Genomic DNA, 23,325 nt, shown 5'->3' with positions numbered 1-23,325 from the left:
GAGGGCGGTCTCGGTTCAGCGATACGCGAGCGTATCAGGCCTTGGAATCGTTGGCGGCGATGGCGGTGCGGTTGCGCACCTCGGCGATCATGGACTTGACCACGCGCACGTTGACGCTGGGCGCGATCTCGACATTGACCTCGGCCTCTTCGACGCGGGTGACCTTGCCGATCATGCCGCTGCCCAGGACGACGGTGTCGCCACGCTTGACCGCGCCGATGGCGGTCGCGTGTTCCTTGGCGCGCTTCTGCTGCGGACGGATCAGCAGGAAGTAGAACAGGATGAAGATGCCGATGATGGGCGCGAAGCCGATCAGTTGCGCCATCAAGCCGCCGTCAGCCGCTCCGCCCATGGGTAGTCTCCGAACATAGAAGGGGCAGCCCTCGTCGGCGCCCCATTAAAACGAGGCGCGGAACCTAGGGCCGCGCCTCGCGGATTGCAACGCGACTAAATCGATCAGCGCGGCAATACCGTCAGGGGATCGACCGCGACGGGGTCGTCGCCTCGCATCTGGCGGGTCTCAAAGTGGATAGAGGGGCGTCCGTCGCCGGCCGTCAGACCCACGGTGCCGATCTGCTGACCCGCCCGCACGTCCTCGCCGTCACGCACCGTCGCCGAACCCAGATGGCCATAGACCGTGCGCCAGCCGTTGGCGTGAACGATCAGCACCGTCAGCCCCTGCCCCACCAGATCGTCGCCGACATAGGCCACGCGCCCGGCCGCCGAGGCGCTGACCGCCGCGCCCGCAGACGCGCCGATGTTCACGCCGTTGTTGCGCTCCCCCATCCCGACCGGGCCGAACCGCCGCACGATGTCGCCCCGCACGGGCCACAGCAGGTTCGGCTGTCCGGCGGCGACAGGCCCTTGGGCGGCCGGCGCCTGGGCCGATCCCGACGTAAAGGGTTGGGTCGCTGGTCGCGTCTGCACCGGCAGGGCCGCATTGCCCGAGGGCGGCGGCGGCGGCGGCGGGACCACGCCATTGTTCGGCACCAGAACCCCGACGGGCGAAGGCCCGGTCGCGTAAGGATCGTTTCCGGTGTCCACCGCCGCTTCCGGCAGGATGATTCGCTGGCCCGTCGTGATGGCCCCGCGCGGACCCAGACCGTTCAGGTCGATCAGCGTCTGCACCGGCGTCTGGAACCGCCGCCCGACGCCCGAAATCGTGTCGCCCGGCTGGATCACATAGGCCGCGCCCGGACGAACCGGCGCGGACGACGACGGATAGGGCGCCGGCGTATAGGCGGGCGGCTGAGCGGTCGGCGGCTGATAGGCCGGCTGGCTCGGCCCCACGCTGACGGTCGGCGGCAAGGCCCCGCCCTCCACCTGACCGATGGGCGCCGTCGCAGGCGGCGGCGACTCATAGGGCGCCGGTTGATTGGGCTGGCCTTGCGGTGCGTTAGGATAGGCCGGCTGCTGCGGATAGGCGCCCTGTCCTTGCGCCGGCGCCGGATTCGCATGCGTCGAATAGCGCGGCTCGGACGGATAGCTGATGCAGGCCGCCGTGCTCAGCGACGCCCCCGCCACCAGAACCGCTCTCATCCAGCCCGAAATCACCGCCACCGGCTGCTCCTCACATGGTTAAACTCGCCCGCCCGGTGTGCCCGCTCGCGCCCCATAAGCCAACCCCGCAATCGTCGCGGAATTGGGGCGCGAAGGTTAACGGGGCTGCATCCGCATATCGATCCCCACCCTGCGGTTCATCCAATAGGATACGCCGTCGGCAGTCGGTCTCATGAGATTTGTCTCGCCATACGCCGTCGTCTCGACGTCCCGAGCATGAACGCCCAATCGAATGAAGGCGTCCGTGACAGCGTCGATCCTACGCCGGCTCAGCGCCAGATTGACCTCCGGCGATCCTGCCGTGTCAGTAAAGCCATGCAATACGACCCGCATTCCAGGCTGGTAGGTCGCGGCGTAGACCCTCAAAGCCGACATCGCCTTTGGGTCAACCACAGCACTGCCGCTATCGAAGAAAACGGGATAGTAGTGCCATGTTCTCAAAGACGGCGGCCGGCCGGCTTCAAGCCGTCTGACAGATATCGAAACACAGTGTGGCTCCGCGCTTTCATAGGGTTTCAGGATTTCAATCGCGGGTGAGAAGCCAGCGTGAATGACTTCCAGATGGACGACAGTCAGGCGTTCTTTCGCGGCTGGATCAGCTTCATCGTAACCGGGTTGCGCATAGAGCGTAACCGTCGAAGCCCATTCAGGCCCCTGCTCGTAGGCTTCACGCGCTTCTCGAAGGGCGCGATATCCTTCCGGCGTAAGTATGGCTCCGTCCTCGAAACAAACCGGCCATGTCTGCGCCCCGACAGTCGTCGTTGAAAACAGAAAGATGGCGGCGGCGAGCGATGAGCGGACCATCGGCGAACCATGCAGGCTCAACCCACGGCTGTCACCCCTCCTTCGCCGTCCCCTCGACCAAGGGCACGAACCGAACCTCCGTCAGGCTCTCGCGATGGAACGACCCGTCGCCCTGACCGACATAGCGGTGCAGCATCTGCACCGACGTGCGTCCGACCGGCGCGACCAGCACCCCGTTCGGCTTCAGCTGTTTCAGCAGCTCGGTCGGCTCCGTCGGCGACGCGGCCGTGACCATGATCCGGTCGAACGGCGCCTGCTCGGCCCAGCCCAGGCCGCCGTCGCCGTGCCGGGTGATGACATTGTCGATCTGAAGCGTGCGCAGTTTCGCCTCCGCCTCGACCAGCAGGCTGCGATACCGCTCCACCGAATAGACATAGCGCGCCAGCCGGCTCAGCACCGCGCACTGATATCCGCTGCCCGTGCCGATCTCCAGCACCCGGTGCCGCGCCTGCACCTCCAGCGCCTGGGTCATCAGGCCGACGATATAGGGCTGGCTGATGGTCTGGGCGCAGTCGATCGGCAGGGCCTGATCTTCCCACGCCTGATCCAGGAATTTCTCGTGCACGAAGACCGCGCGGTCGATGCTCTCCATCGCCGTCAGCACGCGCGGGTCCGTCACCCCCTGCTGCCTCAGCGACAGGATCAGCCGGCCGGCCCGGTCGTCGTGCAGATTCATGCAGCCGTCACCACAGTTTTAGGCGGCGCCCCGCCCAGCACCTTCTTCAGGTCATGCACGCTGGTCATGTGCGTCAGGTCGATATGCAGCGGCGTGACCGAGATCCGCCCCTCCTCGATGGCCCGCAGGTCCGTGCCCTCGGCATGCTCCTGCTTCTCGCCGCGGAAGCTCATCCAGTAATAGTCGCGCCCACGCAGGTCGACGCGCCGCACCGCATGCATCTCGCCCACATTGCGGAAGCCCTGCGTCGTCACCTCGACCTGCTCCACCGCTTCCGGCGGGCGGTTGGGGAAGTTCAGGTTCATCACCACCCCATTCGCCCATTTCTGCTCCAGCAGGCGGCTGATGATCGCCGGCGCGAACGCCTCGGCCGTCTCCCAGTGCGCCACGACCTCGTCGTGGAACCGCTCCAGGCTCTGACTCAGGGCGATGGAGCGGATGCCGAACGCCATCCCCTGCAAGGCGCCCGCGACCGTGCCGGAATAGCTGACGTCCTCGCCGATATTGTGCCCCCGGTTGACCCCCGACAGCACCAGGTCCGGCTTGTCCGGCATCAGGTCGTTGACCGCCAGCACGACGCAGTCGGTCGGCGTCCCCGTCACCGCAAACCGCTTCTCGCCCAGGTTCAGCACCCGCAGCGGCTCGGTCAGGGTGATCCCCCGCCCCTTGCCCGACTGCTCGACGGCGGGCGCGCACACCCACACGTCGTCGCTCAGCGTGCGCGCGATCCGCTCAAGACAGGCCAGGCCTTCGGCCTCGATCCCGTCGTCGTTGGTCAGCAGGATTCTCATCGCGCGCCATCCCTACCCTCTCCCAGAGGGAGAGGGCTTGAGCGCACGGCGGCGAAGCCGTCGTCCTTGCGCGAAAGGGTGAGGGGTAAGCGGCCAACCGGCGAGGGCAGTCCCCTCACCCTTTCGGCCAAGGCGCATCGCTGCGCTCTGCGGGCCTCAAGCCCTCTCCCTCTGGGAGAGGGACTCACTTGGCGCCCCCCACATGCGTCAGACCGCCCATATACGGCTGCAACACCGCCGGCACCGCGATCCGCCCGTCTTCCTGCTGATAGTTCTCCATGATCGCCACCAGCGTGCGCCCGACCGCCAGCCCCGACCCGTTCAGCGTATGCACGAACTCGGTCTTCTTCTCGCCGGCGCGCTTGAACCGGGCATCCATGCGCCGCGCCTGGAAATCCCCGCAGTTCGAGCAGCTGCTGATCTCGCGATAGGTCCCCTGGCTGGGCAGCCAGACCTCCAGGTCGAAGGTCTTCTGGGCAGAAAAGCCCATGTCGCCCTTGCACAGCAGCATGCGCCGGAACGGCAGCTCCAGCGCCTTCAGCACCGCCTCGGCGCAGGCCGTCATCCGCTCGTGCTCGGCGTCGGAGTCCTCGGGCCGCGCGATCGACACCATCTCAACCTTGGAGAACTGGTGCTGGCGGATCAGCCCGCGCGTATCCCGCCCCGCCGACCCCGCCTCGGCCCGGAAGCACGGCGTCAGCGCCGTCATCCGCATCGGCGTGGCGAGGTCATCCTCGGACAGGATGGTGTCGCGCACGAGATTGGTCAGGGAGACCTCGGCGGTGGGGATGAGGTAGCGAACGGCGTCGACGACTTCGGTATCATCACCCGCGACCGTCACTAGATCTGCGTCCTGATCCCAAGTCAGCCGCGCGTCGGCCTTCAGCATGACCCCAGTCGCCTGGCGTCCTGTTGCGTCCCAATCCTCGCCCCACGGCATGACGGATGAGGCGAAGAACAAGTCTTCACGAAACTTCGGCAACTGCCCGGTCCCAAACATCGCCTCATCCCGCACCAGCAGCGGCGGGTTCACTTCCAGATAGCCGTGCAAGTCGCCGCCTTCCGGCGTCGAAGTCTGCATATCCAGCATGAACTGGCCCACGGCCCGTTCCAGCCGCGCCAGCTGGCCCTTGATCACCGCGAACCGCGCGCCCGACATCTTCGCCGCCGCCTCGAAGTCCAGCATGCCCAGGGCCTCGCCCAGGTCGGCGTGATCCTTGGCCGGACCGGTGCGACGCGGTTCGCCCCACACCGAGACCTCGACGTTGCCCGCCTCGTCCTCGCCGTCCGGCACATCCTCCGCCGCCAGGTTCTTCAGCCCCGCCAGCAGGTCGCGCAGTTCCTTGCCGACGCGCGCCTCGACCTCGGCCGCCGCCGCGATGTCGCCCTTCAGCGCCTCGACCTCGGCCTTCAGCCGGTCGGCCTCGGCCATGTCCTTACGCCCCATGGCGGCGCCGATCAGCTTGGACGCCGCGTTGCGCTTGGCCAGGGCGTCCTGGCCCGTGGTCTGGGCATGACGCAGTTCGCCGTCCAGCCGCAGAATATCGGCCACCAGGCCGTCGGCCTCGTCCACCCCGCGCGACGACCAGCCCGCCACGTAAACCTGGGGGTTCTCGCGAATGGCTCTGATGTCGTGCATGGTCTGAAACTTCGGCTGGGCGGGAGAAGCCGAACGCTCTACCCGCCCACGCGGTGTCGGGCAACGCGGGAAGGCAGATGCATCGTCTCCTATCCATACAATCGGGGGGCCTCAAAGTCCCACAGGCGCCTCTCCCTCCCCTTCATGGGGAGGGACGATCGCGCAGCGATCCGGGTGGGGCCGTAAGAGCGGGCGCAGCGCTTCACACGCCCCCACCCCGGCTGCGCTCCGCTTCGCCGCCCCTCCCCATGAAGGGGAGGGAGAAGCACGCCCCAGCCATCACAATGACGCTGGTTCATTCGCAGCAATTCCAATCGCTTGCGGATTTATGTCCCCCGCCTCCCATCCCCCCTCCGAAACCGGGGTATTCTACACCCGTCCCGTCGCATGGAGGGCTCGCTTGGCCTGCGACCTTGCGGCGGCGGGAGCGGATGGAACGGGAGCGGGTCTGGAACGGCTCGCGCTGACATCGACTCATGGAGCGGTGTCGGAGGGTCGAGGGGGATACTCGATCGCACTCGGGACAGTCCTCGCAGGGACTGCCGACCCGTCGCAGGCTTATGGGGTTAGGCGATAAGACCGCCACCGCTCGACGCCCCGAGCTTGCAGGCCAATCAACCGCGCGGAGCGTCAACCCTTCGTCGAAACGGTAATCTCTAATCACACTCCGGGCGAAGGCCCGGCGCTCCGCCCAGCCCTCCACCACCTTCGCAGCGAAAGCGCGAGGCCGCACTCGCACGCCCAAACACCCGTTCACCCGCCACAGAATCTCGCCTACAACCCCATCATGGCCACGCTTCGTCCCGACACGCTGGCGGCATCGCTCGCGCGCATCTTCGAAGGCCGGATGATCGACCGGGCCAGTTGGTTCGCCCTGACCGGCGGCGAGCCGCTGTTCTCGGAAGGCGATCCCTCCGACACCCTGTATCTGGTCCGCTCGGGCCGTCTCGGGGTCTTCCGGCTGGACGCGGATCAGCCGCCGCACATGCTTGGCGTGGTCAAGACGGGCGAGCCGGTGGGCGAAATGGCCATGCTGGCCGGCACCCCCCACACCGCCACCGTCGTCGCCCTGCGTGACAGCGAGATCCTGGCCCTGCCGCGCGAAGCCTTCTTCGAGGCCGCCCGCACCGAGCCGGACCTGATGGTCGAGCTGTCGCGCCTGATGATCCACCGCGCCCGAGAGCGCACCGCCGGCGCATCGGAACCCAGCGTCTTCGGCTTCGTCTCGGCCCGTCCCCGCCCGATCCGCGCCTTCGTCGAGCGCATCGGCGCCGCCATCCAGGCCATGGGCTTCACCTGCCAGGTCATCGACCAGTCGGCCCTGACCTCGGCCGCCGAATGGTTCAGCCGCGTCGAGGGCGACCACGATTACGTCCTCTATGTCGCCGAACAGGATCAGCCGGCCTGGGCCAATCTTTGCGCCCGCCAGGTGGACCGGATGTTCATCGTCGGCAGCGGCCTTCTAGCGCCGCCCGCCGCCCTGCCGCGCCGCATGGGCTTCGGCGACGGGCGGCGGCTGACCGACCTGATCCTGCTGCGCGATCCGCGCATGCATCAACCCGCCAACACACGCGTCTGGCTGGACGCGCTCCAGCCCGACCGCTGGTTCCACTGCGTCGAGGGCCAGGCCGGCGACGCCGAACGCATCGCCCGCGTCGTCACCGGCACGGCCGTCGGCCTGGTCCTGTCGGGCGGCGGGGCGCGGGCCTATTGCCACATCGGCGCGATCAAGGCGCTGGAGGAGGCCAGGGTCCCCATCGACTTCGCCGGCGGATCATCCATGGGCGCCGTTGTAGCCGCCGGTCCCGCCCTGGGCTGGAGTTCCGAACGGCTGGATTTCGAAATCCGCCGCGCCTTCGTCGATTCCGATCCGCTGTCTGACCTGGCGGTGCCGATCATCGCCATGTCGCGCGCCCGCAAGGTCGCCGGCCTTCTGGAGCGCGCCTATGGCGACATCGACCTGGCCGACCTGGCGCTGCCCTTCTTCGCCGTCTCGTCCAACCTGACCTCGGGCCGGATCGAGGCGCACCGCACCGGCCTGATGCGCCGCGCCATGCGCGCCTCCATCGCAATTCCCGGCGTCCTGCCGCCCGTCGTAATCGACGGTCAGGTGCTGGTGGACGGCGCTGTGCTGAAGAACTTCCCCACCAGCGTCATGCGCCAACTCAACAGCGGCCCCATCGTCGGCGTGGACATGTCCCAGACGCGCGGCGTCGATCCCCAGTCGCTGGAGAACCCGCCGTCCTGGTGGAAATGGATCCTGTCGGGCGCGTGGAAGGCCGGCCCGCCCATCGTCTCGATCCTGATGCGGTCGGCCACCATCACCACCGACACCGAGATGAAACAGTCGCGCGCCGACGCCGACGTGCTGGTCCTGCCCCGGCTCGACAGCACCGACATCCGCGACTGGAAGACCTACGACGGCCCCGTCGCCACGGGCTACGAGGCCACCAAAGCGGCGCTCGCCGACCTGCCCTGCCCCGTCACCCAGATCCGACACTGTCCGACCGAAAAACCCAAACCGTCAGCAGAAGCGGAGGTCTAAAGGGGCGCGCACGCCCGTTCCAGCCAGGCCCGCACCTCGCCGTCCACCAGCGGCCCGACCTTGGCCAGGGTCTCGGCGTGATAGGCGTCCACATAGGCCCGCTCGTCCGGCGTCAGCATCCCGACGTCGATCAGCTTGCGGTCGATGGGCGCGAACGTCAGCTGCTCAAACCCGTGCATCGGCCGCTCGCCGCCTTCCGGGACCACCGCCGGCGTCACCACCTGCAGCGTCTCGATGCGGATGCCCCAGTGCCCTTCGCGGTAATAGCCGGGCTCGTTGGACAGGATCATCCCCTCCAGCAGCGGCTGGGCCGTGCCCCATTTGGCGATCCGCTGCGGCCCCTCGTGGACCCCCAGATACGAACCGACGCCGTGGCCGGTGCCATGATCGTAATCCAGCCCCGCCGCCCACATCGGCGCCCGCGCGATGGCGTCCAGGGCCATGCCGCTTGTCCCCGCCGGGAAGCGGATCGTCGCCATGGCGATGTGCGCCTTCAGCACCAGGGTGAACTTGTGACGCTGATCGTCCGTCGGTTCGCCGACGGCCATGGTGCGGGTCACGTCGGTCGTGCCGTCCAGATACTGGCCGCCGCCGTCCACCAGCAGCAGCGAGCCCTTCTCGACGTTGCGGATCGTGGCGCCGACCGGCTTGTAATGCGGCAGCGCCCCGTTCGGCCCGGCCCCGGCGATGGTGTCGAAGCTCAAATCCTTCAGCGCCCCGGTCTCCTCGCGGAACCGCTCCAGCGCCTCGACCACCTCGCGCTCGTTCGGCAGGGTTTCCTGAACCACCGTATCGACCCAGTGCAGGAACCGGCTCAGCGCCGCCCCGTCGCGGATATGCGCCTGACGGCTGCCTTCGATCTCGACCGCATTCTTGGCTGCGCGGGGAATGGCGCAGGGATCCATCGCCCGCACCGCCGTCGCACCCGCCGCTTCCAGCCGGTCGAAATACCAGGCCGAGGACAGGGACGGATCGATCATGATCTTCTGACCCGACAGCCCGTCCAGCGCGTCCGCCAACTGCTCGGTCGCCTCGATCCGCACGTCGTCTCCCAGCCAGCCGGGCAGCGCGTTCGTCACCTTGGCCGGGTCCAGGAACAGCCGCGCCTTGCCGTCCGCCGCCAGGATGGCCTGACCGACCGGCAACGGCGAACGGATCACGTCCCCGCCGCGCACATTGAACAGCCAGGCGATCGACATCGGCGCCGTCAGCACCACGGCGTCGGCGCCGGCCTCGGCCACGGCCCTGCCGATCCGCGCCCGTTTCGCCGCATGGCTTTCGCCGGAATAGACATCTTCATGCGGCACGACCGGCGCCGTCGGCTGGGCCGGGCGATCCGCGCCCCAGGCCAGGTCCAGCGGATTGACGTCCACGGGCTTCAGCGTCGCCCCCGCCTTCTGCGCCGCCGCCTTGAAGGCGACCAGGGCGTCGGGGCTATGCAGACGCGGATCGTAACCGATCACCGCCCCCTTCGCCGCCGTCTCCAGATAGGCGGCGACCTCCGTCAGATCGCGGCGCTCGAACAGAGCCGGATCGGTCTGGGCCTTCACCTGAACCGTATAGCGGCCGTCGGTGAACATGCTGGCCCGATCCTGGAACACCACCGCCGCCCCGGCCGAGCCGGTGAAGCCCGTCGCCCAGGCCAGCCGCTCGTTGGCGTCCGGCAGATACTCGTTCTGGTGCTCGTCCTCGTGCGGAATCAGAAAGCCGTCCAGCCCCTGCTTGCCCATCTCGGCGCGCAACAGCGGCAGGTGCTTGGCCCCGAAGGACGGATCGGTCGTTTCATCGAAGGTCTGGCGCATGATCGTCTTTGTCTCTCAGCCCTTGCGCAGTTGCAGCGCGCTCCAGGCGTCATGATGGATGGTCTGTTCGACCACGAAGCCCAGCGGCAGATAGGCCTCCAGCACCCGCTCCTCCTGCGTGCGCAGCAGGCCCGACAGGATCGCGACCCCGCCCGTCTTCAGCGCGGCGCCGATCTCAGGCGCCAGTTCGACCAGGGGCGCGGCCAGGATGTTGGCGAACACCAGATCGTACGGCAGGTGCTGGGCGATGCGCGGATCGCTCAAACCGTCGGCGAAATAGAAGTCGCACTTGGCCTCGTTGATCTCGGCGTTCTCGTTGGCGATCCGCGCAGAGGGCTCGTCGATGTCGGTGCCGACGGCGATGGGCGTGCCGGTCTTGGCCGCCGCGATCGCCAGCACGCCGGTGCCGCAGCCGACATCCAGCACCTTCTCGAAGGTTTCGGTCTTCAGCAGGTTGTCAAACGCCTCCAGGCAGCCGACCGTCGTGCCGTGGTGACCGGTGCCGAAGGCGGCGCCCGCGTCGATCTTCAGCGTGACCCGACCCTCGGGCACCTTGCCCTGATCGTGCGCGCCATAGACGAAGAAACGTCCAGCCTCGACCGGCGGCAAACCCGACAGCGACATGGCCAGCCAGTCGGCGTCTGCCAGCTTCTCGACCAGGACCGTGACCGGATGATCGGCCAGCACAGCCTTCAGCCCCTCGACCTCATCGTCGGTCGTCGGGAAGGCGTCGATGCGCCAGACGCCCTTGTCCTCGTCCTCTTCCAGAATGGAATAGGTCGCGCCTTCCAGCCGGGGATCGGCGTCGATGGCCTCTGCGGCGACTTCTGCGGCGGCGCGGGGACCGCGAGCGATTATCTGAAGAGCGGACTCGGACATTTCTCAAACACCGGTAATATGGCGAATCGTAGCGATCCGGCGCTGTCTGCCCGTCGCCGCCGCGTTTTTATCAAACCGAGGGGTCGGGGAATACATGGCCAAGTCACCGTCTACGTCTAAACCTGCGTCGCCAAAGCCGGCGACCGCCGCTTCCAAGCCTAAAGCCGCGCCGAAGTCGAGCGCCGTGAAGCCCGTCGCCGCGAAAACCCCTGCGCCCAAGGCTGCAACTCCCAAGCCCGCCGCCGCGAAAGCCGTAGCCCCGAAGGCCGCCGCCAAGCCGAAGGCCGCACCGGCCCCCAAGGCTCCGGTCGCCGCCAAGGCAGCGGCGCCGAAAGCCGCCGCGAAGACCGCCGCACCGAAGGCTGCTGCTCCGAAAGCCGTTACGCCTAAGGCCGTCGCTCCGAAAGCTACCGCGCCCAAGGCAGCCCCGAAACCGGCTGCAGCGCCCAAGGCCGCTCCGGTCGCCAAGCCCGCCGCCGTCGCAGCGCCCAAGCCCGCAGAACCGGTCGCCGCGCCAAAGCCGGTGACCGCACCCGCAGCCGCTGCTCCGTCGCCCAAGCCGGTCGAAGCCCCCAAGCCTGCGGCCGCACCAGCCGCCGCCAAGTCCGAGGAAAAGGGCTTCTTCGCCAAGCTGGGCGACATCATCTTCGGCAAGCGCTGATCGCACCTCACGTCTGATCTTGCAGATCGCCGGACGGTTCGCCCGTCCGGCGATTTTCGTTTGAGGCCGTCTCAGCGCAGTCGTTCGGCCAGATAGTCGACGAACACCCGCACCCGCGCCGGCATGTTTGCGCCGCCGACGAAGACGGCGTGGATCGGCTCGCGGTCCCCAGGATTGAAATCCTCCAGCAGCGGGACCAGCCGCCCCTCGGCGATGGCGTTGCCCACGCTGAAATGCCCCACTCGTGTCACCCCCACGCCAGCCAGCGCCAACTGCGTCAGGGTCTCGCCATTGTTCGCCTCCACCGATCCGCGCACCGTCAGCGCATAGTCGCGCCCGTCCCGACGAAACGGCCAGACCGGCTCCTGACGCCGAAAGTTGAAGTTCAGGCAGTCGTGATCATGCAGATCCTCGGGCACGCGCGGCACGCCTCGCCGCGCCAGATAGTCTGGCGAGGCAACGATGGTCCGCCCCGTGTCGCCCAGTCGCCGCGCGGTCAGGGGGCTGTCGGCCAACGCCCCGAACCGGATCGCCACATCCGCCTGCCCCGCCGCCACATCAACCACGACGTCCGTCAGATTGATATCGACCAGGATATGCGGATAGCGGCGCACGAACTCGCCCAGCAGCGGCACCACCTGCTGACGGCCATGGGCCAGAGAGGCGCTGACCCTCAACCGCCCGCGCGGCGCGCCTTGGTCGGCGATAGCCTGTTCGGCGTCGTCCAGCTCGGTCAAAATCCGTCGCGCCGCGCCCAGATAGGCCTGGCCTTCGGGCGTCAACGTCAGCACGCGCGTAGTGCGCAACATCAGCCGCACGCCCAGCCGCGCCTCGATCCGGTCGATGGTCCGACTGATGGCGGAAGGCGTCAGGCCCAGCGTCCGCCCCGCCGCCGAGAAGTTGCCGCTCTGGATCACGGCGACGAAGACTTCCATCTCGCGCGCCCGATCCACCCCGATCATCTGCATCTTTGCGTCCAGATCAAAAATGTTTGGCCTGACGCCTGCCTACCGCCGCCGCACGCCGGCGTCCATCTGTGCCTCCGAACAAGAACACGGTCACGAGGGCAGTCATGGAATATCGTTAACTTGGAGCATCGGGCCTGCGGGTGCCGGTCCTCAGCTTCGGCACGGGCACCTTCGGCGGCTCGGGCCCCCTGTTCGGTGCCTGGGGCGCCGCCGACGTCGCCGAGGCGCGGCGGCTGGTCGACATCTGCCTGGAGGCCGGGGTAAACCTGTTCGACACCGCCGACGTCTATTCCGACGGCGCCTCGGAAGACGTGCTGGGCCAGGCCATCAAGGGCCGCCGCGATCAGGTGCTGATCTCGACCAAGACCGGCCTGCCGGCCGGCGACGGTCCGGGCGACTGGGGCGTGTCGCGCGGCCGGCTGATCCGAGCGGTCGAGAACGCCCTACGCCGCCTGGACACCGACCATATCGACCTGCTGCAACTGCACGCCTTCGACGCTTCGACCCCGGCGGACGAACTGCTGGCCACGCTGGATACGCTCGTGACCTCGGGCAAGGTCCGCTACACCGGCGTCTCCAACTATCCAGGCTGGGCGCTGATGAAGGCGCAAGGCATCGCCGAGCGTGACGCCCGCCCCCGCTTCGTCGCCGACCAGGTCTATTACTCCCTGATCGGCCGCGCCTATGAGGCCGACCTGATGCCGCTGGCTGCGGACCAGGGCGTCGGCGCTCTGGTCTGGAGTCCGCTGGGCTGGGGCCGCCTGACCGGCAAGATCCGCCGCGACGCCCCGATCCCCGAGGGCAGCCGCCTGCACCAGACGGCCGCCTTCGCGCCGCCCGTCGAGAACGACCACCTGTATCGCGTCGTCGATGCCCTCGACCTCGTTGCGGCCGAGACCGGAAAGACCGTGCCCCAGATCGCCATCAACTGGCTGCTGCGACGCCCGACCGTCTCCTCGGTCATCATCGGCGCCCGCAACGAGGAACAGCTGCGCCAGAACCTAGGCGCCGTCGGCTGGAGCCTGACACCCGACCAGATCGCCGCGCTCGACGCCGCCAGCGACGTCCTGCCGCCCTATCCCCACACGCCCTATCGCCAGCAGGAAGGGTTCGCTCGCCTGAACCCGCCGCTGGTCTGAGTCTCGAAAGTCTCCTCCTCAATGAAACTCAATCCTCCCCTCCTGGCCCTCGCGGCGGGCGCCTTCGGCATCGGCGTGACCGAGTTTGCGCCCATGGGCCTGTTGCCCATCATCGCTGCGGACCTGGGCGTCTCTATTCCCACGGCCGGCCTGTTGATCAGCGCCTATGCCCTGGGCGTCATGCTGGGCGCGCCGCTGATGACCCTGACCACTGGCCGCGTGCCGCGTCGGACGCTGCTGATCGGACTGGCGGCCATCTTCACCGTCGGCAATCTGCTGTCGGCGATCTCGACTGACTATTCGGTGCTGTTGATCGCGCGGGTCATCACTTCGCTGAACCACGGCGCCTTCTTCGGCGTCGGCTCCATCGTGGCCACCAGCCTGGTTGCGCCGAACCATCAGTCGGGCGCCGTCGCCGCCATGTTCATGGGCCTGACCATCGCCAATGTCGTCGGCGTACCCTTGGCGACCTGGGCCGGCGACGCTCTGGGCTGGCGCGCCAGCTTCTGGGGCATCGCCGGGATCGGCGTTCTGGTCATGGCCGCCCTGCGCTTCACCCTGCCTAATCTTCCCGCACCGACCGGCGGCAACATCGCCGCGGAACTGCGTGTCCTGGGTCGCGGCCCAGTGCTGGCGGCCCTGGCCCTGACGGTGATCGGCTCCAGCGCCATGTTCACCGTCTTCACCTATATCGCTCCGATCCTGCGTGAGCAGACCCACGCTTCGCTCGGCTTCGTCACCGCCATGCTCGTCACCTATGGCCTGGGTTTGACCCTGGGCAACTGGCTGGGCGGCAGGTTCGCGGACAGGTCCGTCGATCGCACCCTGATCGTCACCTTGGCCTCGCTGTCGGCCATCCTGGTCGCCTTCGCCTTCGCCATGCCGTTCGCGGTTCCCACCTCGATCCTGGTCTTCCTGTGGGGGATCGCCAGCTTCGCCCTGGTGCCGCCGCTGCAGGTGCGGGTCATGGCCGCCGCCGGCGACGCGCCCAACCTGGCCTCGGCCATGAACATCGGCGCCTTCAACCTGGGCAACGCCATCGGCGCGGCCGTTGGCGGGGCAGTCATCGCCGGCGGCCTGGGCTATCCGGCCGTCTCCATCGCCGGCGCCATCGCGTCGGGCCTGGGCTTGCTGCTGGTCCTGTTCCTGACCCGCAAGCGTGCGTCCGCGACGGTCCCCGCCATCGGCTGAACCCGCCTCAGTGAAAATCGCGCGACCCCGGCAGAATGCGGACGTCGCGCGGATGCCGGCCGGTCGGGCTGCGTGGACCTTGCGGATATTTCACCGCATCCGCCCGCGACAGCTCGACCTGCAGGTCATAATCCTCGGACAGCCGGCTCAGTTCGGCCGAACGGTCCACCACCTTGCGCACCATGATGTGCAGCACGCCCTCGACGCTCTTCTCGACCGTGCCCTCCACCTCCATCAGACGGGCGGCCATCACCTCGCGCCGGAAGGTCTCGAACAGCCGCGCCCAGATCAGCGCGTTCACCACCCCCGTTTCGTCCTCCATGGTCACGAAGATGGCGTTGCCCGTGCCCGGCCGCTGGCGAACCAGCACCACGCCCGCCGTGCGCACCAGCCGCCCATGCTTCTGGGCCATGACCTCGGCCGCGCTCAGCACGCCTTCCTCCCGGAACACCGGCCGCAGGATCTGCATCGGATGTCCCTTCAGCGACAGTCGCGTCGTCTGATAGTCGGTGGCGATATGTTCCTTCAGCGGCATCAGCGGCAGGTTCGCCGCCGCCTCGGCGCCCAGTTCCCGCGCCCGCGCGGCCTGGAACAGCGGCAGAGGTTCGTCGTCCGGCAACCGCCTGACCGCCCACAGCCCCTCGCGCCGGTCCAGCCCGATCGACCGGAACGCATCCGCATCCGCCAGTTTCCGCATCGCCCCCGCCTCCAGCCCCGTTCGCCGCGCCATCTCCTCGACATCGGTGAAGGGAGCGTCGCGCGCTTCGACCAACTTCGAGGCCCACCCCTCCTTGAACCCGTCAATCTGACGCAGCCCCAAGCGCAAGGCCGGAAATTCCTTGCCGCGATCCGTAGGCTCCAGCGTGTTGTCCCAAACGCTGTGATTCACATCGATCGCCCGCACCTCGACCTTCTGCGGACTCTCCTGCGCATCCCGCACCAGTTGCGCCGGCGCATAGAACCCCATCGGCTGGCTGTTCAGCAGCGCACAAGCGAACACCGCCGGATGATGGCATTTGATCCAGGACGAGATGTAGACCAGCCTAGCGAACGAAATAGCGTGGCTCTCGGGAAAGCCATAGGAGCCGAAGCCCTTGATTTGCTCGAAACAGCGTTGAGAGAAAGCCGGGTCGTACCCCCGTTCGATCATTCGAGAGACCATCCGCTCTTCAAACTGCCACAGGGTTCCGTCGCCCCGGAAGGTTCCCATGGCTTTGCGCAGCCGATTGGCCTCGCTGGGTGAAAACTCCGCCGCCACCATGGCGACCTTCATCGCTTGCTCCTGAAACAACGGCACGCCCAAGGTCTTTTCGAGCACCTTCTTCAACTCGTCCGGGTCGTGCGAAGGACCAGGTTTGGCGTAGTCCGGTAGCTCTAGTTTCTGACGCCGACGCAGATAGGGATGCACCATGTCGCCCTGGATCGGCCCTGGCCTAACGATCGCCACCTGAATCGCCAGATCGTAGAAGGTCTCGGGTTTCAACCTCGGTAACATGTTGATCTGCGCCCGGCTCTCCACCTGAAAGATGCCGATGGACCGACCTTCCTGCAGCATTTCGTAAACCGCCGCGTCCTTGTCAGGGACTGTGTCCAGTTGCAGGTCCGCCTCACCCTGCAACCGCATCAGGTCGAATGCCTTGGCGATGCAGGTCAGCATACCCAGCGCCAGCACATCGACCTTCATCAGGCCCAAAGCGTCGATGTCATCCTTGTCCCATTCGATGAAGGTCCGGTCAGGCATAGCCGCATTGCCGATGGGAACCACCTCGTCCAACCGATCCTGCGTCAGCACGAAACCCCCGACATGCTGTGACAGATGACGCGGGAACCCCAGCAAGCGTCGGGTCATCGCCACGGCGCGTTCGATCTGGGGATTGGAGATTTCCAGCCCCGCCTGGGTCACATGGCGCTCGGTCATGTCGCTGCCAAAACTGCCCCACTGGCTACTCGCCAGACGCGCTGTCACATCCTCGGTCAGACCCAGCACCTTGCCCACCTCGCGAATGGCGCTTCTTGGCCGATAACGGATGACCGTCGCCGCTATGCCCGCACGATGACGGCCATAGCGTTCGTAAATGTGCTGCATGATTTCTTCACGCCGGGCATGTTCGAAATCGACGTCGATGTCAGGCGGCTCTTTGCGATCAGCCGACAGGAAGCGTTCGAACAACAGGTCGTGCTGTTCAGGATCGACCGAGGTGATTCCCAGTACATAGCAGACAGCGGAATTCGCCGCCGACCCCCGTCCTTGACATAGGATGCCCTTGTTTCGGGACACCTGCACGATGTCGTGGATGGTCAGGAAATAAGGCGCCAGCTCCCGCTCGCCGATGTAGGTGAGTTCCTTGGCGAGGTCGTCTTGCACCTTCTTTGGCGCACCTTGCGGATATTTCTGGTCGAGGTTTCTCTCGATCAGATGTTCCAACCACTCTTGGGGTTCCCAACCCGGAGGGATCGGTTCTTCTGGATAGTTGTAACGAATATCGCCGAGGTCAAACGCCACGCGCGTCAGGAAATCCTGCGTCTCCGCCACCGCCTCGGGCGCATCACCGAACAGGCGCGCCATTTCCTCCGAAGGTTTCAGATGACGTTCGGCGTTTTGGTCCAGCCGCCGCCCCGCCGTCTCAAGCGTCGTTCCCTGACGGATGCAGGTCAGCACGTCCTGCAGGTCTCGCTGTCCGGCCTCGTGATAGAGGACGTCGTTGACCGCCAGCAACGGCGTCTCTGTCCGTGCACTCAGCACCTTCAATCGCGCCAGCCGTCTTCGGTCATCTCCCGCCCGCAGCATTGATGCAGCCAGCCAGACCGCGCCCGACGCCGCATCGTTCACGCGTTCCAGCAAGGCCTCCAGACCCTCCAGACGAGGCGGAGGCATGACGATCAGCAACAACCCCTCCGGTGCGGCGCACAGGTCTCGCAGGCCGATTTCGCACTTGCCCTTGTTCGCCCGGCTGTTGCCCAGCGTCAGCAGGCGACACAGCCGCGCCCAGCCCTGTCGGTCTTCGGGATAGGCCAGAATATCGGGCGTCCCGTCATTGAACCGGAGGCGCGAGCCCAGAATCAGCTTGAAGGATTGGGCGCGCTGCCTGACCAAGCCCTGCAAGGCTGGATCGTTCATCGGATCCTCGATCCAGCCGACCTCGCCAGGACTGCCGCCCTCGCTCACCTTTTCGGCCGGCGAGAGACCTTCTTCCCTCAGTTCCTTCAGTGCGCTCCACGCCCGCACCACACCGGCCAGGGTGTTGCGATCAGCCAGCCCCAGGCCCGTGTGGCCGCGCAGGATGGCGCTCAACACCAGATGCTTCGGATGCGACGCTCCCTCCAAAAAGGAGAAATTGCTGCGTGTCGCCAACTCGGCATAGGCGGTCATGCGAAGACGCCGTGCACGAACCAGCGGGGCGCCCGTTCCTCGCCATAGAAGCCCGAACGGAACAGCCAGAACCGCCGACCCTCCTGATCCTCTACGCGGTAATAGTCGCGCGTGGGCTCCAGCGGCCTCCGCAGCCTGCGCCACCATTCGGGCGCGATGCGTTCGGGACCTTCGACCCGGACCAGGCGGTGATCCACCCGCCGCCAGATGAAGCGGTTCGGCGGGTGGTCGGGCACCTCCGCCGTGGCCAGGATCGGTTGGGGCGGGTCGAACATCTGCAGGGGCCGCAATGGCGGGTCGGCGGGATCGGGTTCGGGCCAGCCGTCGTCGGCGCTCGCCGGCATGGCGACGGGCGCCAAAGCTGCCGGTATGAGCCGCACGGCGCGTTCGGGCCGGTGCGACGCCACCGGCTCGAACCGGCTGATCGCCTCAGGTCCCAGCCGCGCGGTCAAGCGATCCACAAGCCGGCCCAAGTCCTCGGCGCCCGGCGGCGTCCGGTCGAAGCCCCGCTGCTTGGACGCCAGACGATCGGCGACCGGCACGGACAGCCGCAACTGGTCGAAGCCGAAACCGGAATCCAGCGGCCGCGCCAAGGCCGCCAGCCGTTCGCGGAACAGGCGCAACACTCCAACGACATCCCGGCTGGGCCGACCGGTGCGAACCGTGATGTGGCGCACCTCTCCATCCAGACGGAAGAAGGCGGTCTGGAAGGCCCGACCGCCCTGACCGCGCAGGTCGAGCTGATCCATGGCCTCGACCAGCAGATCGCCGATAACCGCCTCAATGTCGGTCGTCTCCGTGATCGGCTCGACCAGAATGCGATTGACGCAAATGACCAGCACAGGCCGTTCGGGCCGGATCCGAGCGTCCTCACGCCCCATCACCCGGTTCAGCCGCGTCGCCGCCGCCACGCCGAAGCGCGCGGCGATGGGCGCGGTGGGACGGTCGGCCAGATGAGCCAGGGTCTTCAGTCCCGCCCGCGACAGGGCCTGCGTCTCCTTGTCCGACAGCTCCAGCGCCGCGACAGGCAGGTGGCGCAGCGCCTGGCTCTGCCCCTCACCCTCGTAAATTCCACCACGCCCGAACCGCGCCAGGGCGCGCGCCGTCTCGGGCGTGCCGGCCAGGGCCAGACGAACCGCCAACCCGACACCTCGCGCCCTAGCCACGACCGACCGGACCAGACCTTCTTCGCCCCCGAACAGATGGGAGCAGCCCGTCACGTCCAGCGTCAGCCCGTCCGCACCGTCGGTCGCCGCCATCGGCGTGAACCGGCCGAAATCCAGCAACACCCTTTTCAGCAGGGCCGCGTCCGCCTCGGGCCGGTGCGCGACCACCCAGATGTCCGGCGCCCGCGCCCGAGCATCGGCCAGGGTCATGCCGGGCGAAAGGCCCAGCGCCAGCGCCTGCACATTCGCGGCCGCCAGACGCAGCGCGCCCTTCACCTTTTCCACCAAGACGGTCGCCGGCTCAGCCGAAGAGTCGGCTTGTCCCTCCTCGCGCCGCAACCGATCCGTCGGCAACAGGGGAAACCAGATCGCCAGATATCGCCGCTCGTTCCGAGTATTCATGTCCGCCTTTCTGGAAGACTTCGCGCTCACGATCCCACTCCATGATCCAGGTGTTAGGCTGCGCGCCCAGCCGATGCCGCAGTAGTTCAACCGCATAGGTCGGATGACCGGGCGCCTCGGCTTCCAGCGCGCGCGACAAAGCCCCCCTGACCCGCCACCGGGTCTCGGCAGCGCTCGGCTGGGGTTGGGCCGCCAAGCGCGTCAGAATCGCCGTCGCTCGTCCCTGCCCCGCCGCCATCGACAACCGCCGCGTCGCCGTCAGACTCAACATCTTGCTCTCGCCCCAGGTGGTCAGCAGCACCGCCCCCACGGCGCCGCAAGTCAGCGCCTCTTCTCCCGCCGTCAGCAGGTCCTTCGTCTCCTTGACTCGCACCAGCACCACCCGGCCGGGATCCAGCCCCATCTCGCGCAAGCCCGGCCCATGGATCTGCCCCGTCTCCAGCCCTGCCATGGCCTGCACGCCCCAGACCACGGGCCGGTCGCCCGCCGCCCGCTGAACAAGCCCCAGGGCGAACCCCAAGGCCGCCGTCGTATCCGGCGTGGTCGGGGCGTAGATCTCGTGCAGGGCATGGATCGCCAGCCCGCCTAGATGCCGGTCCGCCTCCTCATGCCCCAGGTTGAAGCGTGCATCGTCGGTCGGAGATGCGTCCGTTTCCATCGCTTTCAAACGTTCGCGCAGGACTTCGATATCGTGATCGGGCCGCACCACTGTTCTCCTTTTGTTCTCTTATATGCATCCTTCAGGGGACAAGGAGTCAAGCAGAGTTCCAGCTTGACCGTGGGAATTTATTCCGCACAGTCCGCTCGGACGACATATCGTGAATACTTGACTTTGGCGCAGGGACTTCTATATCGCCCCCAGCCTCGGGACAGGTCTGCGAAACGCGCCGCCCGCTCGCCCAAAGAGGGGCGGTTCCGTCGCTGCTATGCACGCAGACGCTTTCTCTCCCAAGGATTCATGACAGAATTTTCCCAACTGGGCCTTTCGCCCACGACTCTTAAGGCCGTTGCCGACACCGGCTACACGACCGCCACCCCCATCCAGGAACAGGCCATCCCGGTCGCTCTCGCCGGCCGCGACGTCCTGGGCATCGCCCAGACCGGCACCGGCAAGACGGCCGCCTTCACCCTGCCGCTGGTCGATCGCCTGTCCACCGGCCGCGCCCGCGCCCGGATGCCACGCGCCATCGTTCTGGCTCCGACCCGGGAGCTGGCCGACCAGGTCGCCGAGAGCTTCGCCAAATACGCTAAGGGCACCAAGCTGACCTGGGTGCTGCTGATCGGCGGCGTCTCCATGGGCGACCAGGTCGCGGCCCTGAACAAGGGCGTCGATGTCCTGATCGCCACGCCGGGCCGCCTTCTGGACCTGTTCGAACGCGGCAAGATGATGCTGAACGGCGTCGAGATCATGGTCGTGGACGAGGCCGACCGCATGCTCGACATGGGCTTCATCCCCGACATCGAGAAGATCTTCAAACTCACGCCGCCGCGTCGCCAGACCTTGTTCTTCTCGGCCACAATGCCGCCCGAGATCACGCGCCTGACGGCCGCCTTCCTTAAGGATCCGACCCGGATCGAGGCCTCGCGTCCGGCGATGACCGCCGACACCATCACCCAGTACGTCGTCCGCATCCCCACCTCGGACCCCAAGGCCAAGCGCACCGCCCTGCGCGCCTTGGTCGGCCGTGAGGACGTGCGCAACGGCATCGTCTTCTGCAATCGCAAATCGGAAGTCGACATTGTCGCCAAGTCACTGAAGCAGCACGGCTTCGACGCCGCGCCGATCCACGGCGACCTGGACCAGTCGCAACGCACCAAGACCCTGGCGGACTTCCGTTCGGGCGCGCTGAAGATTCTGGTGGCCTCCGACGTCGCCGCGCGCGGCCTGGACATCCCGGACGTCAGCCACGTCTTCAACTACGACGTCTCGCACCACGCCGACGACTACGTCCACCGCATCGGCCGCACGGGTCGCGCGGGCAAGCTGGGTCAGGCCTTCATGATCGTGACCCCGGCCGACGACAAGTCGCTGGATAAGGTGTTGAAGCTGATCAAGATGGACCCGCAGGAGCTGGTTCTGGACGGCATCGACTTCGCCGCCATCAAGGACGGCCCCGCCCGCGACGACAAACGCTCCGGCGGGCGTGAGCGTTCGGGAGAGCGCAGCCGCAGCCGGTCGCGCAGCAGCGCCGCCCCCGCCGCCGAGCCGACCGAAGTCGTCGCCGTCGCTGCACCCCAGGCTGCTCAGGCTCAGGCTCAGGAAATCGAAGCCCCCCGCAGCCGCAGTCGGCGCAAGGCCCGCCCGGAAGCCGCCGCAGTAGAAGTGGCCGCCCCTGCCCCGGTCGTGGTCGAAGCCGTCGAAGCGGTCGAAACACCCCGCGCCCCGCGCCCAGAACGTGCAGAGCGTCCCGACCGCGCGGACCGCGAGCCTCACCTGCTGCAATCCGACCGCCGCGGCGACCGCAAGGCCGCCAAGGACGACACTCAGCGTCAGGGCGTGCGCGGCTTCGGCGACGACATCCCGGCCTTCCTGCGCCGTCCGGTCATCGTGCGCGCCTAAATTCGCACATAACGGCGCGGTGGAATCCCGCGCCGTTTACCCTGCATTACGGAACACTCCTTAGTGTCCGCCCCGAGATGGCTCCAGAACAGGAGTCAAAGGGGAAGAAGAATGTCCAAACAGGTCGAGACGTCGCTCCGGGGTCCACAAGCCTACGCCCTGGCGCGTGATGTCATCGCCGAAATGGAAAAGGCAGGCGTCTGGCCGACGCCGCTGAACTTCGAACTCTGGCTGCACTATCTCAGCGATCCTGACGGCGCCCTGGCTCAAGAAATCCGACGCCTTCTCGCACAGTCCACGGTCATCACCGACAAGACGTCGGAGATGCTGGCCGCCGAGTTCCTGCCGCGCGGGCGTCTGCCGGATCAGATCCGTGACGTGGGCGCCGTGCTCGACCGCGAACTGGCCAGCGTCGCCAGCGCCATCGCCATGGCCCACAAGACCCAGCACGACTATGGCGAGACCCTCGCCGACGCCTCACACTCCATGGAAACCGTCGAGGATCCATCCTCGCTGAAGGATCTGGTCGGCGGCCTGTCGACCGCGACCAACCGCGTGCGCCGCGAGACCGCGATCCTGGAAAAACGCCTGGAGAAGTCCAACAAGGAAGTCATCCGCCTTCGCGAGAACCTGGAACAGGTGCGCCGCGACGCGATGACGGATGCCCTGACCAATCTGGCCAACCGCAAGGCCTTCGACGAACGGCTGGAGGCCGCCTGCGCCGAAGACGACGGATCGCCGCTCAGCCTCGCCATCCTCGACATCGACCATTTCAAGCGGTTCAACGACACCTGGGGCCACCAGACCGGCGATCAGGTGCTGCGCTATGTCTCCACCGTCCTGTCCAACATCTGCGGCAAGACCCGATTTGCGGCCCGGTTCGGCGGCGAGGAGTTCGCGATCATCTTCCCCGGCGAAGGCGCGGGCGTCGTCATGGCGGCGCTGGAAAGCATCCGCAACGACGTGGCCTCGCGCGCATTGCGCCGGCGCTCGACCAATGACGACCTGGGTTCGGTGACGCTTTCGTCCGGCTTCGCCCAGCGTCAGAGGGGCGAAACCGCCGCCAGCCTGCTGGAGCGCGCCGATGCCGCCCTCTACGAATCCAAGCGCGCCGGTCGAAACTGCGTCACTGCCGCGGCCGCGCTGGAAAAAGCGGCTTAGAGCCTGACAAG

At 67.2% G+C, this 23,325-nt stretch carries 18 protein-coding genes; 6 read left to right on the top strand and 12 right to left on the bottom strand.

Annotation, left to right across the window (positions count from 1 at the left end):
- Positions 1-34 precede the first annotated feature (34 nt).
- The 6 genes from yajC to serS all read right to left on the bottom strand — a co-directional run bounded on the left by yajC (position 35) and on the right by serS (position 5,470).
- Entirely contained in the window at positions 35-352 is a 318-nt protein-coding gene (yajC, locus tag ACP693_RS10060) for a preprotein translocase subunit YajC (protein ID WP_135195462.1), read from the bottom strand.
- Between the two features lie 104 nt (positions 353-456).
- Positions 457-1,560 carry a peptidoglycan DD-metalloendopeptidase family protein gene (locus ACP693_RS10055; protein ID WP_426017142.1) on the bottom strand — a complete coding sequence of 368 codons (1,104 nt, stop codon included), beginning with the start codon at positions 1,558-1,560 and terminating at the stop codon, positions 457-459.
- A gap of 96 nt (positions 1,561-1,656) precedes the next feature.
- Entirely contained in the window at positions 1,657-2,385 is a 729-nt protein-coding gene (locus ACP693_RS10050; RefSeq protein ID WP_426017144.1) for an OmpA family protein, read from the bottom strand.
- A 10-nt stretch (positions 2,386-2,395) separates the two neighbouring features.
- A complete protein-coding gene (locus ACP693_RS10045) occupies positions 2,396-3,040 on the bottom strand; it encodes a protein-L-isoaspartate(D-aspartate) O-methyltransferase (protein ID WP_426017146.1) in 645 nt (214 codons plus the stop codon).
- Complete coding sequence (gene surE / locus ACP693_RS10040) at positions 3,037-3,831, bottom strand: 5'/3'-nucleotidase SurE (protein ID WP_426017148.1); 795 nt, start codon at positions 3,829-3,831, stop codon at positions 3,037-3,039. Before surE ends, ACP693_RS10045 begins: the two co-directional genes overlap by 4 nt.
- 184 nt (positions 3,832-4,015) lie before the next feature.
- Entirely contained in the window at positions 4,016-5,470 is a 1,455-nt protein-coding gene (gene serS / locus ACP693_RS10035; protein ID WP_426017149.1) for a serine--tRNA ligase, read from the bottom strand.
- A gap of 787 nt (positions 5,471-6,257) precedes the next feature.
- On the opposite strand from serS, the gene ACP693_RS10030 reads away from it, so the two are divergent.
- A complete protein-coding gene (locus ACP693_RS10030; protein WP_426017151.1) occupies positions 6,258-8,015 on the top strand; it encodes a patatin-like phospholipase family protein in 1,758 nt (585 codons plus the stop codon).
- Here ACP693_RS10030 and ACP693_RS10025 read toward each other — a convergent pair.
- Complete coding sequence (locus ACP693_RS10025; protein WP_426017153.1) at positions 8,012-9,817, bottom strand: aminopeptidase P family protein; 1,806 nt, start codon at positions 9,815-9,817, stop codon at positions 8,012-8,014. The two genes, ACP693_RS10030 and ACP693_RS10025, sit on opposite strands and share 4 nt — an antisense overlap.
- Positions 9,818-9,832: 15 nt before the next feature.
- Entirely contained in the window at positions 9,833-10,696 is an 864-nt protein-coding gene (locus ACP693_RS10020; RefSeq protein ID WP_426017155.1) for a 50S ribosomal protein L11 methyltransferase, read from the bottom strand.
- A 184-nt stretch (positions 10,697-10,880) separates the two neighbouring features.
- Between ACP693_RS10020 and ACP693_RS10015 the strand changes: the two genes are divergently transcribed.
- Positions 10,881-11,357, top strand: a complete 477-nt coding sequence (locus tag ACP693_RS10015) for a hypothetical protein (RefSeq protein ID WP_426017157.1) — start codon at positions 10,881-10,883, stop codon at positions 11,355-11,357.
- Between the two features lie 71 nt (positions 11,358-11,428).
- Here the strand turns inward: ACP693_RS10015 and ACP693_RS10010 are convergent, their stop codons facing one another.
- Positions 11,429-12,325: a LysR family transcriptional regulator gene (locus tag ACP693_RS10010; protein WP_426017159.1), complete on the bottom strand. Its 897-nt coding sequence runs from the start codon at positions 12,323-12,325 to the stop codon at positions 11,429-11,431.
- Positions 12,326-12,465: 140 nt separating this feature from the next.
- Between ACP693_RS10010 and ACP693_RS10005 the strand changes: the two genes are divergently transcribed.
- On the top strand, positions 12,466-13,464 hold the full coding sequence (locus tag ACP693_RS10005) for an aldo/keto reductase (protein WP_426017160.1): 999 nt from the start codon (positions 12,466-12,468) through the stop codon (positions 13,462-13,464).
- A gap of 21 nt (positions 13,465-13,485) precedes the next feature.
- Positions 13,486-14,655, top strand: coding sequence for an MFS transporter (locus ACP693_RS10000; protein WP_426017162.1), 1,170 nt, complete (start codon positions 13,486-13,488; stop codon positions 14,653-14,655).
- Positions 14,656-14,662: 7 nt separating this feature from the next.
- On the opposite strand, the gene ACP693_RS09995 is transcribed toward ACP693_RS10000, so the two are convergent.
- The 3 genes from ACP693_RS09995 to ACP693_RS09985 are packed head-to-tail and all read right to left on the bottom strand — an operon-like array spanning position 14,663 to position 20,299.
- Positions 14,663-18,025 (bottom strand): error-prone DNA polymerase, encoded by a 3,363-nt coding sequence (locus tag ACP693_RS09995; RefSeq protein WP_426017163.1) that lies wholly within the window; start codon positions 18,023-18,025, stop codon positions 14,663-14,665.
- Positions 18,022-19,593 carry a Y-family DNA polymerase gene (locus tag ACP693_RS09990; protein WP_426017165.1) on the bottom strand — a complete coding sequence of 524 codons (1,572 nt, stop codon included), beginning with the start codon at positions 19,591-19,593 and terminating at the stop codon, positions 18,022-18,024. Before ACP693_RS09990 ends, ACP693_RS09995 begins: the two co-directional genes overlap by 4 nt.
- Positions 19,493-20,299, bottom strand: coding sequence for an ImuA family protein (locus ACP693_RS09985; protein ID WP_426017167.1), 807 nt, complete (start codon positions 20,297-20,299; stop codon positions 19,493-19,495). Before ACP693_RS09985 ends, ACP693_RS09990 begins: the two co-directional genes overlap by 101 nt.
- A 252-nt stretch (positions 20,300-20,551) precedes the next feature.
- Between ACP693_RS09985 and ACP693_RS09980 the strand changes: the two genes are divergently transcribed.
- Positions 20,552-22,153: a DEAD/DEAH box helicase gene (locus ACP693_RS09980; protein WP_426017169.1), complete on the top strand. Its 1,602-nt coding sequence runs from the start codon at positions 20,552-20,554 to the stop codon at positions 22,151-22,153.
- A gap of 111 nt (positions 22,154-22,264) precedes the next feature.
- The gene (locus ACP693_RS09975; RefSeq protein ID WP_409716288.1) at positions 22,265-23,314 is read left to right on the top strand and encodes a GGDEF domain-containing protein; all 1,050 of its coding nucleotides are present in this window, start codon (positions 22,265-22,267) and stop codon (positions 23,312-23,314) included.
- The last annotated feature ends 11 nt before the right edge of the window (positions 23,315-23,325 follow it).

It is taken from the genome of Brevundimonas sp. TWP1-3 (genome assembly GCF_049896085.1).
In the GTDB taxonomy this organism is placed as follows: domain Bacteria; phylum Pseudomonadota; class Alphaproteobacteria; order Caulobacterales; family Caulobacteraceae; genus Brevundimonas.
This window is presented reverse-complemented; position numbering and strand designations above follow the sequence as displayed.